Annotated in this window: 13 protein-coding genes and 1 tRNA gene; 6 read left to right on the top strand and 8 right to left on the bottom strand. The window is 50.5% G+C overall.

The window, feature by feature from the left end; all coding sequences use genetic code 11:
- The coding region (locus NZM05_05235) for a hypothetical protein (GenBank protein MCS7013020.1) at nt 1–1,399 on the bottom strand (1,399 nt) is incomplete at its 3' end.
- Nucleotides 1,400–1,666: 267 nt separating this feature from the next.
- A complete protein-coding gene (gene acs, locus NZM05_05230; protein MCS7013019.1) occupies nt 1,667–3,748 on the bottom strand; it encodes an acetate--CoA ligase in 2,082 nt (693 codons plus the stop codon).
- Nucleotides 3,749–3,976: 228 nt separating this feature from the next.
- Here acs and NZM05_05225 point away from each other — a divergent pair, with 228 nt between their 5' ends.
- Genes NZM05_05225 through NZM05_05210 form a run of 4 tightly spaced genes read left to right on the top strand, consistent with a single transcriptional unit; the run spans nt 3,977 to nt 7,448 of the window.
- A complete protein-coding gene (locus NZM05_05225; protein ID MCS7013018.1) occupies nt 3,977–4,858 on the top strand; it encodes a phosphate ABC transporter substrate-binding protein in 882 nt (293 codons plus the stop codon).
- Nucleotides 4,855–5,787 carry a phosphate ABC transporter permease subunit PstC gene (pstC, locus tag NZM05_05220; GenBank protein ID MCS7013017.1) on the top strand — a complete coding sequence of 311 codons (933 nt, stop codon included), beginning with the start codon at nt 4,855–4,857 and terminating at the stop codon, nt 5,785–5,787. The genes NZM05_05225 and pstC overlap by 4 nt, the downstream gene beginning before the upstream one ends.
- 49 nt (nt 5,788–5,836) lie before the next feature.
- Complete coding sequence (gene pstA, locus NZM05_05215; GenBank protein ID MCS7013016.1) at nt 5,837–6,739, top strand: phosphate ABC transporter permease PstA; 903 nt, start codon at nt 5,837–5,839, stop codon at nt 6,737–6,739.
- A 19-nt stretch (nt 6,740–6,758) separates the two neighbouring features.
- Nucleotides 6,759–7,448: a glycosyltransferase family 2 protein gene (locus NZM05_05210; GenBank protein MCS7013015.1), complete on the top strand. Its 690-nt coding sequence runs from the start codon at nt 6,759–6,761 to the stop codon at nt 7,446–7,448.
- 4 nt (nt 7,449–7,452) lie between these two features.
- Here NZM05_05210 and NZM05_05205 read toward each other — a convergent pair whose 3' ends face one another.
- The 5 genes from NZM05_05205 to NZM05_05185 form a co-directional block, all read right to left on the bottom strand.
- Complete coding sequence (locus NZM05_05205; protein ID MCS7013014.1) at nt 7,453–7,914, bottom strand: phosphatidylglycerophosphatase A; 462 nt, start codon at nt 7,912–7,914, stop codon at nt 7,453–7,455.
- A 53-nt stretch (nt 7,915–7,967) separates the two neighbouring features.
- Complete coding sequence (pgsA, locus tag NZM05_05200) at nt 7,968–8,579, bottom strand: CDP-diacylglycerol--glycerol-3-phosphate 3-phosphatidyltransferase (GenBank protein ID MCS7013013.1); 612 nt, start codon at nt 8,577–8,579, stop codon at nt 7,968–7,970.
- A 132-nt stretch (nt 8,580–8,711) separates the two neighbouring features.
- Nucleotides 8,712–8,975: a DUF493 domain-containing protein gene (locus tag NZM05_05195; protein ID MCS7013012.1), complete on the bottom strand. Its 264-nt coding sequence runs from the start codon at nt 8,973–8,975 to the stop codon at nt 8,712–8,714.
- Between the two features lie 160 nt (nt 8,976–9,135).
- Entirely contained in the window at nt 9,136–9,507 is a 372-nt protein-coding gene (locus NZM05_05190; protein MCS7013011.1) for an iron-sulfur cluster assembly accessory protein, read from the bottom strand.
- 73 nt (nt 9,508–9,580) lie between these two features.
- A complete protein-coding gene (locus NZM05_05185; GenBank protein MCS7013010.1) occupies nt 9,581–10,132 on the bottom strand; it encodes a biotin transporter BioY in 552 nt (183 codons plus the stop codon).
- A gap of 227 nt (nt 10,133–10,359) precedes the next feature.
- On the opposite strand from NZM05_05185, the gene nuoD reads away from it, so the two are divergent.
- Nucleotides 10,360–11,673: an NADH dehydrogenase (quinone) subunit D gene (gene nuoD, locus NZM05_05180; protein ID MCS7013009.1), complete on the top strand. Its 1,314-nt coding sequence runs from the start codon at nt 10,360–10,362 to the stop codon at nt 11,671–11,673.
- 24 nt (nt 11,674–11,697) lie between these two features.
- On the opposite strand, the gene NZM05_05175 is transcribed toward nuoD, so the two are convergent.
- Nucleotides 11,698–11,769 (bottom strand) — tRNA-Cys (locus NZM05_05175).
- Nucleotides 11,770–11,838: 69 nt separating this feature from the next.
- On the opposite strand from NZM05_05175, the gene NZM05_05170 reads away from it, so the two are divergent.
- Nucleotides 11,839–12,267: a hypothetical protein gene (locus NZM05_05170; protein MCS7013008.1), complete on the top strand. Its 429-nt coding sequence runs from the start codon at nt 11,839–11,841 to the stop codon at nt 12,265–12,267.
- Nucleotides 12,268–12,297: the final 30 nt, after the last annotated feature.

Below are 12,297 nucleotides of genomic sequence, written 5' to 3'. Positions count from 1 at the left end.
TGACCGTGCCGCCTGAGAGACGGAACGAACCGCGTGGGGTAGCTGCACCCACGGTTGATGGACGGAATTTCTCCGCATTCACCACGCCGCCTTCAATAATGACGCTTCCCGTTCCGCGCGGCACCAAGCCTTCGTTGCCACAGGTAATCGTACCTGCCGTTTGGCGATAGGTGCCATAGACCACCAGCGCATTCCCTGTTGCCTGAATCGTTGCGCCATCGTTCCAGAGTTGCGCGTTTTCGCCGAGTTCTATGCTTGCGCCCGGCGACGCGCCCGTTTCGGGTCCACCAAGATCATAGTTGTCGAAGATTGTCATCAAATCGCTTATCGTGATGTTGGGTCCCAAGCGCAAAATGCCGTTGGTAATGACAAAGCGTTGCCCACCCGCTATGCTCGTGCCGCCATTGCCCCAAAATTGAGGGTTTGCCGCGCCCGCAGGCACGACGACGGAAAGCACGTGCGTCTGCCCCGTGCCTTTGTTCACGATGAAGTTGCCGAATTGCGTCGAGTGCCCCACGTTGAGCGTTACGGTATTGTCGCTTGCGCCGATGAAGCGAATGCGCGCCGAGCCGCCATTTGAGCCGAAAGGGTCTGCGCCTTCGGTAAGGTTTGTGAGGTCAATCGTGCCGCTGTTTGTGAGATTGCCGCTCAAATTGATGACGTGTTGCACGACGCCGGTTGTGCTGCCCACGTTGAGCGTTGCGCCGCTATTGACGGTGAGGTTGCCACTGATATTGAGCGTTACGACAGGTGGCGTGCCCGTGCCGCCAATTGTGAGCGTATTGCTCTCGACGGTCAGGTTGCCGTTGATGGTGAAGGTCGTTGCCGATGTGGGTGCGAAAGACTTTGCGCCCGTGCCTGCAATAGTGAGGTTGTTGTAGACGGTCGCGTCGCTTGGCAAGGTATAAGCGCCGCCCTCGTAGCGCACTGTGCCGCCGCCTGTTTGCAGAAAGGGATTGCTCGCAAGCGCCGTGAGCACGGTTGGAAACGCGCCTGCGCTGATGCGCAGCGTGCCTGTGCCTTGCAGTGTGCCGAAGGTTTGCGTCGTGAAGCTCTGAATGTTCAGCGTGCCGTTAATCGTAACCGTGCGGCTTGCGACAGTGTGCTGAATTTGGTTAGCTGCCGTGAGCGTAATCGTGTGTCCGGGGTTAATGACATAATTCCAGTCGGGGTTTGGCGTGCCAGTTACGAAGTCCACGCCGCCGTTGGTAAATGTCCAGATGTTTGGGTCATTAAAGTTGCCACTTTGGTAGGAATAGACAGTGGTCTGTCCAAACGCAAGCGTTGGAATAAATAGGGCAGTAGCAAACAGGACTACCACATAGCGTCGCACTTCTCGCATTTCAGTGAGTTTTTTAGTTAGCAAAAATTTTTTAGTTAGCAAAAACTCTATGAGCATTCAGCTACATAGCTAAACAGCTATTTCGTTGTGCTATTCCATCGGTCGCAGGGTGATGACATAGGTCGGCGCAGCAGTCATCGGCTCCTTCTGAGTGTAAGAGGGCGATGAGAAGTACTCGAAAGATAAGCCTTTTGCACCAGATTAGCAAGTTGGTGCGTGCTTTGCCTGTGTGCGCACTCAGAACTTCCCCCGAGGAGGCATTAGGGCAAGGGGAGGTGTCGCTCATCTTGCCCTACGCTGCTCTCTGTTTCAGGAATCTCTGCGTTACTCCTCTTCTTCTTGCTGGCGCAATTTTTCTAGTGTGGCGAAGTCTTCCAGCGTAGTCGTATCGCCTGAAATGGTGCCATTGGTCGCCAGCTCGCGTAGGAGCCTTCGCATAATTTTGCCGCTACGGGTCTTTGGCAACCCTTCTGCCCAGCGGATTTCATCAGGCTTTGCGATTGAGCCAATTTCACGTGCCACATGGTTACGCAATTCTTCACGCAGGGCAGCACTGCCTTCGTAGCCTGCTCGTAGCGTTACAAACGCTACCAGTGCGTTGCCTTTGATTTCATCAGGACGGCTGACCACTGCGGCTTCTGCAACCGCAGGATGTGACACCAGTGCACTTTCTACTTCGCTCGTGCCCAAGCGATGCCCACTTACATTTACCACATCGTCGACGCGTCCCATAATCCAGATATAGCCATCTTTGTCCTTGCGTGCTCCATCACCTGTGAAATAGACACCTTTGATTTCCGACCAATAGACTTTTTCATAGCGTGCGTTATCGCCGTAGATGGTGCGCAGCATAGACGGCCATGGACGCTTGATGACAAGGAAACCGCCTTCATTTGTTTTGCATGACGTTCCATCTTTTTTCACCACATCTACTACAATACCCGGTAGTGGTAAAGTGGCGGTGCCGGGTTTGAGCGGTGTTGCGCCTGGCAATGGTGCAATCATAATGCCGCCAGTTTCTGTCTGCCACCACGTATCTACAATTGGGCAGCGCTTTTTGCCGACAGTGGTGTAATACCACATCCACGCTTCTGGGTTGATAGGTTCACCCACTGTGCCAAGCAAGCGTAGAGAGGAAAGATTGTGTTTATTCACCCATTCATCGCCTGCACGAATAAAGGAACGAATCGCAGTTGGCGCAGTATAGAGAATCGTTACCTTGTGGCGGTCAATCATATCCCAGATGCGTCCCCAGTCAGGGTAGTTAATGGCGCCTTCGTACATCAGTGAGGTTGTACCGTTGCAGAGCGGTCCGTAGACGAAATAGCTATGTCCCGTAATCCAGCCTGCATCTGCCGTGCACCAGTAAATGTCTTCGTCCTTAATGTCAAAGACCATTTTGTGCGAAGTGGCGACATGCACCATATAGCCGCCTGTGGTATGCAAAATGCCTTTGGGTTTGCCCGTTGAGCCGCTGGTGTAGAGAATGAAGAGCGGGTGCTCCGCATCGACAGGTTCAGCAGGACAGTCATCGCTGGCAAGGCTCATTAGGTCATGCCACCAGTGGTCGCGTCCATCGACCATATTGATATGCACACCTGAATCGGGCTTGAGGCGCTGATAGACGATGACATTTTCAACGGACGGTGTATTGACCAGTGCCTCATCTACAACTGCCTTGAGATTGAGCACTGCACCCCGGCGATGCACGCCGTCAGAGCAGATGACCATTTTGGCGTGTGCATCATTGATGCGGTCGCTGACCGCTTGTGCCGAGAACCCACCGAAGATGACGCTATGCACGGCGCCAATGCGTGCGCATGCCAGCATTGCAATTGCCAGCTCAGGCACCATTCCCATATAAATTGCTACACGGTCGCCCTTCTTGATGCCGCGTTTCTTTAGTGCATTTGCGAGCTTACAGACTTCTCGATGCAGTTGCGCATATGTTAGCACACGCTGCTCACCGGGTTCTCCTTCCCAGATAATTGCTGCTTTGTTTTTGCGCCAAGTTGTCAGATGACGGTCTATGGCATTGTAACAGATATTGGTCTGACCGCCAATAAACCATTTCGAGTAGGGCAATTTCCACTCCAAGACTTTGCGCCACTTTTTGAACCAATGAAATTGCGAAGCTAAGTTTGCCCAGTATTTTTCAGGGTCTTTTTCCGCTTCTTTGTAGAGCCGTTCATACTCGGCCATTGACTTGATATGAGCTGCTTGTGAAAATGCTTTACTCGGCTTAAACACACGTTTTTCTGTGAGCACCGAGCTGATTTCTGCCGAAGACTTTTGTGCACCCTCACTTGCCGCTTGACCGTTGCGCCGCACCTTGCCGTTTGTTGCACTATGCAGGGAGGACGATTTGGCTTGGGACTTCTTCTGGGTCGTTTTCGCGGTCGGCATATCCTTACTCCTTTGTGTTTTGTCAGTTAATTGGACTTCTTGCTTATCAAGAAATGACTGGTGCAGAAAGTTAGGGTTTCTTTGGCTCGATTCAAATAGCGGAGAGCTGCCACCATGACTGCTTCGTTATGCAGTTTTCCTTGTGTTAATCCCTATGTTAAGTTTTTGTTAAGCTCTTTGTTACAACTTGGATTGAGTGCATATTGTTATGGTTTAACACTTTTATTTATGCTCAGACTCCGAAGCAGCCTCTTGCTTTGTTTTCTGCTCTGGCTCTGCAGCTGTCACGCCCCTGATGCTACAATTACTATTCGTGGCTCAGACACAATGGTCGCACTCGGGCAGAAGTGGGCAGAAATTTATATGAGCAAGTTTCCCGATGAGACGGTTCAGGTCAATGGCGGCGGCAGCGGAACAGGTATTGCCGCACTCATTAACCGCACTGCCGATATTTGCCAATCGTCTCGTCCAATGAAACCCAAAGAGCGCCAAAGAATTCGTGAAAAGTTTGGACGCGATGTCATTGAAATCCCTGTTGCCAAAGATGGAATTGTCATTTATGTGAACGAGCGTAATCCGATTGCAAAGCTTTCACTGTCGCAGTTGCGTCAGATTTACACTGGCAAAATTCAAAACTGGAAAGAATTAGGCTGGGAAGACCAGCGCATCATTGTCTATGGCCGAGAAAATAGCTCAGGCACCTACGAATTTTTCAAAAAAGAAGTGCTCAAAGGCGATGACTTTGCCGCTTTCGTGCAAACCTTGCCCGGCACCGCCGCTATCGTGAATGCAGTGAGCAAAGATGTCTATGCTATCGGTTACGGCGGCAATGCCTATTCACGCGGCATTCGCCTTATGCCCATCAGCCGCACAGACACATCTGCTGCGATTGAAGCCAATGAAATCACGATTGCGCAAGGCACTTATCCAATCTCGCGAAATCTTTATTTTTACCTTGCCAGAGAGCCAAACCCAACGATTCAGCGCTTTTTGGATTGGGTTCTGAGCGCCGAAGCTCAATCGATTGTCGCTGCACAGGGCTTTTTTCCAGTCAAAGGCTTGGTCGCTCAGCTGGACTCTGCAAGGAGCACCTCAAGCCAGTTTCAATGAATAAGTTTTCATCAACACCTGCTGTCAACCAACGCGCCAAAGCAGTAGACCAAGTGATGCGCGGGGTTATTACCACACTAGCGCTTGTTTCTTTTTCTTTCATTTTCCTCATTCTCCTTTTCACCTTCAAGGAAGCCAAAGATGTCTTTTTTGATGCTGAGACGCGCCAAGCGGTTTTGCCCACGCTCCTTAGCACAAACTGGCAACCTGTCTCTGAAAATCCCAAGTATGGAATTGTCCCTTTGCTCATCGGTACGCTGAAAACCACGCTGATTGCGATGGTGATTGCTATCCCGGTGGGAGTGCTTGCAGCACTTTACACAGCGTGTTTTGCTCCTATTTGGCTAAGAGAAATCATCAAGCCTGTGGTGGAGCTGCTGGCTGGTTTTCCCTCAGTCGTCATTGGCTTTTTTGCACTGTTTGTGTTAGCTGGTGCTTTGCAAACGCTTACAGGGGCTGAATTTCGCCTGAACGCACTGGTTGGCGGCGTGGCTATTTCTTTTAGCGCAATCCCTATTATTTTCACCATTGCGGAAGATGCACTCTCGTCTGTGCCAAAGTCCATTCAGGAAGCCAGCTACGGTTTGGGGGCAACGCAATGGGAAACAGCGTTCTACATTACTTTGCCTGCAGCGTATCCGGGCATCTTTGCCGGTGCGCTTTTAGGTTTTGGTCGTGCAGTTGGCGAGACCATGATTGTTTTGATGGCAACGGGCAATGCGCCTATCTCTTCTTGGACGCTCACTGATTCAGCGCGCACCCTGACAGCGACCATCGGCGCAGAGATGGCAGAAGTGGTCTTCGGCGACCCACATTACAATGTGCTTTTTCTCATCGGTGTTGTACTATTCCTATTCGCCTTGCTGCTCAATAGCATTGCAGAGTTCTACATTAAAGCCAAGCTGATGCGCAAGTTTCGTGGCAGCTAAAGCTCCAACTGCATCAAAGTGCAAGGAACCCAACGCAGCTAAGCAACAGATGAACAAACGGCTCTTGGGTAATTTCTACATAGGCATCACCGCCTTTGCAGCCTTACTGATTTTTCTTTTAGTCGCCTTTATTCTCCTTGACATTTTTCGCGGCGGGCTTGCGAAACTTAGCTGGGAATTTCTCACTCAGCCGCCCAAGGAAGGGATGACGGCAGGCGGCATTTTTCCTGCAATTTATGGCACTGTTGTGCTCGTGCTCTTGATGACCATCTTGGGTTTGCCGCTAGGCATCATTACGGCAATTTACCTTTCTGAATATACCACTGCTGAAAATTGGCTGGCGCGCACGGTGCGCTTTGCCGTGAGCAACTTAGCCAGCGTGCCTTCGATTGTGTTTGGTTTGTTTGGATTAGGTTTCTTTGTGCAATTTGTTGGCACAGGGATTGATGCTGTAGTGGCTCCAAAAGATGAAGTCATCTACGGCAAGCCTGCACTGATTTGGGCTGCTGCCACACTGGCGGTGCTGACGCTGCCTGTTGTCATCGTGTCGGTCGAGGAAACGCTGCGTGCTGTGCCTCGCGACTACCGTGAAGCGGCTCTGGCGCTCGGCGCTACAAAGTGGCAAACAACTTGGAAGGTAGTTTTGCCAAATGCGGTTGGAGGGATTCTAACTGGCGCAATTTTAGCCGTCAGCCGTGGTGCAGGTGAAGTTGCACCTTTACTTTTCACTGGTGCTGCGTTTTTTCTGCCCAAACTTCCTAATTCGCTTGATGACCAATTTATGCACTTAGGCTATCACCTCTACGTGCTGGCGACGCAATCGGTCGATGTCGAGCAAACCTTGCCCTTGCAATATGCTACGACGCTGGTTCTGCTCGCCTTGACTTTTCTTCTCAATCTTTCTGCTATTTTGATTCGTTACCGATTCCGCCAAAAGCTCATTCGCACCTGACATCGTCTTCGGCTGTGCAATGATTTACGCCGTAATTCCGTGCTACAACGCAGCCCAAACGCTGCCAGAGCTACTGCGTCGACTTGCCCCAGTTGTGGCGAATGCACACACCATTTGTGTCAGTGACGGCTCAACTGACCACACTGTGCAAGTGCTGTCTGCGTTTCCTGTGCATATCATTGCGCGTCCTCACAATGAGGGTAAAGGTGCTGCGCTCAAGGTAGGCTTTGAGTATGCTCTTCGTCAAGGGGCTTCGGCTGTGCTCACACTTGATAGTGATTTGCAGCATAGCCCAAGCGATGCACCGAAGTTGATTGCGGCGCTTGAGCATTTCGACATGGTCATTGGCTCTCGGCATCGTGCAGCACAGTTCCGCCGGTCTCCTATGCCGTTTGCACGTCAGCTTTCCAATCGCATCACATCAGGATTGCTCTCCCAGCTTTTGCACCAACCTATCTTGGATTCGCAATGTGGCTACCGCATCATCCGCCGACTGTGTCTTGAGACCATCTTGCCGCTTTGCAAAGAGACTGGCTATATGTTTGAGACAGAGTTTCTGATTTACGCTGTGCGTAGAGGTTTCCGCATCGGTTTTGTTGAGATTGAGACAATTTATGCGGGCGAGAAAAGCTACATGCGCTACGCTACGGAAACCAAAAACTTCCTTAAACTGGTCTGGCAAGCGTGGCGTCAGCAACAGGTTGCATAGCGCGCTAAAAAATTTTCTCAATGCTCCAGAGCAAACAGTGCGACAGCAGGTTTGCGTAGATACCTGCTACGACATCATCCATCATTATGCCCCAGCCAGCTGGTAAGCGCTGCAATTTATGCACAGGCTCAGGCTTAATCACATCAAAGAGCCGAAAGAGCGCAAAGGCAAGTGCCGTGGCTAAACAGGTTCTGGGTAGAAACAGCACGGCAATCCACTGCCCGACGATTTCATCAATCGTTGCTTCTCTGGGGTCTCGTCCATATTCCATTTCCAAAATCTCACCCGACCAGAGGCCAATCACAAAAAAGACAAGAATCGCTCCCCCTAACCACGCTGGTTCGGAGAGTTGCGGCACTGCCCAATACAGCCCTAATGCCAACAAGCTCCCGAATGTGCCTGTAGCATAGCGCAAATAGCCTGTTCCAAACCCTGTGCCAAACACCAGTGCCAAGAATCGTTTCACGGGGAGCTTTCTCTGAGTTAAGTTAATCCTCTTTCTTTGCGCATCAATGTGCCTTAGGCTTTCACGGAGGAGCGGTTGCTTAAATATGCGGCACGCAGCAGCGGCCAATTTTCTACCAGATACGCTATGCCAGTATAGACAGTGTAGATTGTTAGCCCCAGCATGAGCAGCCGAATCTGTGGCGCATGCAACCACTCTGCTGCTGTGGCTGCAATAGACTCATCAAATACGCTTCGCTCGGATAGCAACATCAGCAGTAAGAGCAAATATGCCAATAGGTTTTGCATCAACGTTTTGAGCTTTGCAGACCTGCTGGTAATCACTGGCTTATCTTTTAGTTCTGCGTATAGCCTGAGCACAGTGACCAGCACATCTCGCAGGAACACCACAATGACCATCCATAGCTCAACGATGCCGTTCAGCACGAAGACCAAAAATGCAGCTGTAATGAGAATTTTATCAGCCAACGGATCCATAAATGCTCCCCAGCGTGTGGTTTCGCCGTATTTGCGCGCATGGTAGCCATCATACAAATCGGTCAGCGATGCAAGGGTAAAAACTCCGATGCCCCACAGCCGCATAGTGGATGAGTCCGACAGAATGAGCCACACAAAAAGCGGTGTAAGCAAAATTCGGAGCGTCGTCAGTTGATTCGGAAGTGTCATTCTGACCATTCCTGTGCCTCGTTTTGAGACCTGTGTCAAAGGCTTAAACTTACTTCCCTTCCGAATTGTGCGCAAACTCACCTTATCTCGGGTAGCAGTAGCGGGCTTATGCCTTGCTATTGTCAGTGGTGCTTAGAGCATGATGACCCCCTCAATGCGGGATGCAGCACGATAGATTGCGATGATCTCTTCCGTGGATTGCATTTCTAACTCTGCCGTGATGCTCAGATAATTCCCGTTTCGCGAAAGCTTTGTGGTGAAGGGTTTTGGCTCAAACAAGCTTGCCAGTTCCTGTGCCTTTTCAAATGGGGCGATGAACTTAAACAGAAAGAGGCTGGGATATGTGAGCTGCTCATCAAGGCGGGCTTGCAGACCGTCAAAGGAGATATTTTTCATTGGACAATGCGTTAGTTAAAAAAATCTTGTGTAGATAGGCAAGTTTCAGCGAACTTGCAAACTTCTTGCAAGCACGCCTTTTTGAAGTAGCACTGTTTCGCAAGTAGTGCATCGCAGAAACAGAGAAGGGCGTGTGCTCACGCCCTTCTTACCTCAATCTCTATGCTGAGAATGAACTTCCGCACCCGCAGGTCTTCTTTGCGTTGGGGTTATCAAACGTAAACCCGCGCCCCTGCAGCCCATCCATATAGTCAATCGTTACACCGTTAAGGTAGAGCAGATGACGACGGTCAACTATCACCTCAATCCCATTCGTCACATAGACCTCATCATTTTCCTTTTGGGTGTCAAACCCCAGTGCATAGCTCAGCCCTGAGCACCCACCACCTGTAACACCCACTCTCAGCTTGTAGCCTTCTGGGATTTTGTTTTCCGCCATAATGCGGCGCACTTCATTCGCCGCACCTACAGTTAGGTTGATGGCTGAAGTGGTAGCTGGCACATCAATTAGCGTTTCATTTACCGCGCTCATACAAATTCTCCTTTCGGAATAGGTTTAGAAAGTTAAGGTTTGAACAGAAAAACACGGTTAGGCTGCACTTCGTTCAGGCTTGCTGCGACTGCCAGCGTTCCCAGCCCCAGCTTGCTGTGGCAACGATTGCGCACTTCAAGGCATCACCGACTAAGAATGGATAGACGCCCTGCATTAAAGCTTGTTCCCAAGAAAGCTTCAGGGCCGCTTTCAGCCACACTGCCCCTATTGCAAATGTGACAAGGCTGGCAAGGAAAACCATCACAAACTTTGCTCCTACTGAGCGCACATACACGGATAGCCAGCCTGCAACCGCTGCTGCAATTGGGAAAGAGAGTAGGTATCCACCTGTTGGTCCGAAAAGATGATGCAGCCCACTTGCCCCACCCGCATAAATTGGCAACCATACACCGCCTACTAAATAAGTCAGCTGGCTAAGTGCCCCCGCTCTTGCGCCAGCAAAGACTCCTGCTGCCAGTACGGCTGCCGTTTGCATCGTAATCGGCACAGGGTAGAGTGGAATTTCAATCTGTGCACTGAGTGCCGTGAGCGCAGCAAAACCAATTACTAGCAGTCCTTCTGCCGTCCAGCGGCGTGATTCTGTTAAAAGTGCTGTCAAGTGCATAGCAAATTGCAGTTTTTACGAAGATACACCTTGATGCTGGAAAATAAAATCACAGCCTGTATCACAGTGAATCGAATGTAGCAAGTTCTTCACTCCCAATTTTTGAACGGTGAATCTTAGGCTTACGCTCTCAATACGGTTACTAAACACAACTTGGTTTGCACTTTTTCTGAATGCCCCTGTTGCCTAACTTTGTTTTTCCGCAAATCCTTAACGCTGAGAGCAGTATGAGACACGAATTTGAACTTACCGACGGCTTTGAGACCCTTGCTAAGCCAAAGTTAGACCCACAAAGTCGGCTTGAGGCTCGCCGCAAAATTTACCAAGCACTGGAAGACCGTGACACGACTGTCATGATTGATGACGATGACCCGCTGGAGTCTAAAATCGTGCTCAATATGGGTCCCTCGCACCCTGCAACGCACGGCGTATTGCGTGTGGTCTTAAAGCTTGATGGCGAAACGGTCGTTGCGGCTGTGCCAGAATTAGGCTACCTGCACCGCGCCATGGAGAAGCTGGCTGAAAACAAGACCTATCACGAGTGGATGCCTTATACCGACCGCTTGGACTATATGTCGCCGTATTCGAACAACACAGCGCTATGCTTAGCGGTCGAGAAGCTCGGTGATTTCAAAGTGCCTGAGCGGGCACAATACATTCGCACGATTGGCTGTGAGTTAGCCCGCATTTCATCGCACTTGCTTTCTGTTGGCTCTATGCTGATGGATAGTGGTGCCGTCTCAATGTTTCTCTACACATTTGAAGAACGTGAGCATATCTACAACATTTTTGATTTGCTCACTGGTGCGCGTTTTACCATTTCACACTGTCGCATTGGCGGTGTGGCATCTGACATCTCGCACGAGTGCGTCTCATACATCAAAGGCTGGACAAAGGAGTTCAAGAAAAAGCTCTCAGAGTGGCGCAGACTTGTGGAGCGCAATCGCATTTTCATTGAGCGAATGGAAGGTATTGGTTACATCTCTAAGGAAGATGCGATTGCAATTGGTTTAACTGGACCGAACCTACGTGCCTCTGGCGTGCAGTATGACATTCGTCGTGCTGAGCCTTATATGATTTATGATCGCTTTGAGTTTAATGTGCCCGTGTTGGAAAACGGTGATTGCTTTGCGCGCTATCAAATCCGAATGATGGAAATGGAAGAAAGTGTCAAAATCATTGAGCAAGCCTTGCGTCAGCTGCCCAGAGGTGACGTGCGCATCGACAACGCCAAGCAAGCCTATCCTTGGAAGGGCGAAATCTATCACTCAATGGAAGCCCTCATTCACGACTTTATGATGACACACGAGGGCTTGCAGTTGCCCAAAGGCGAAATCTACCACGCCATCGAAGCACCAAAAGGTGAGTTAGGCTTCTACATCCAGTCTGATGGCAGCGGGTATCCATGGCGGCTGAAAATTCGCAGCCCTTCGTTCTGCAACCTGCAAGCGCTGCCGCTTCTCATTGAGGGAGGCTTGCTGGCTGATGTGGTGGTTGTCATCGGTTCAATCGATCCCGTGATGGGCGAAGCAGATAAGTAGCGAGCCTTTCTTTGCAGGGGTTTGAGGCGGGAGCCGGAATCGAACCGGCGCATAAAGGTTTTGCAGACCTCTGCCTTACCACTTGGCTATCCCGCCAATTTTTGTGGGGCGCAATCACAAAGTTACTACAAAATGTTCGTTTCTCAAATTAGCCATACATTGCAGATGAGAACACACCTTTCACTGGCACTTTGCATTACTTTTGCTCTTCTGCTTTTGACGCTCTCTGCGTGTCGTGAACCCAAGCCCACGCAACCTGTGCCTCGCTCGCTTCTCTTAGTCGATACGACTTGGCAACTTGCCTCTTTTTCTGCTACCACTCCTTTTGCTGTGGCGGATATTGGGGCTCGGATGCGGCTGAATATCAATGGCACAGCGCAGTTCAAGTCGTCTCGTGGTGAACTTCGCTCTGGCTCATGGCGCCTTATTGGGGGCGGCAATGAATTGGAACTGACACAAGATGGCGTTACAACCGTCTCACAAATCCTTGAGCTCACAGACACGCGCTTGCGACTACGTCGTTCCATCCCTCCTGACGCCACGCAAGCTGGCGGCACTCTGGAAACCATCTGGGTCGCCGTTGAGCGGTTCTAATTGCTGCGATGCTTTTTCGCATTAGAGCAA

This window comes from Chloroherpetonaceae bacterium (genome assembly GCA_025056565.1).
Taxonomy (GTDB): domain Bacteria; phylum Bacteroidota; class Chlorobiia; order Chlorobiales; family Thermochlorobacteraceae; genus Thermochlorobacter.
Note: the sequence above shows the minus strand (reverse complement) of the source record. Positions and strands in the feature narration are given on the sequence as shown.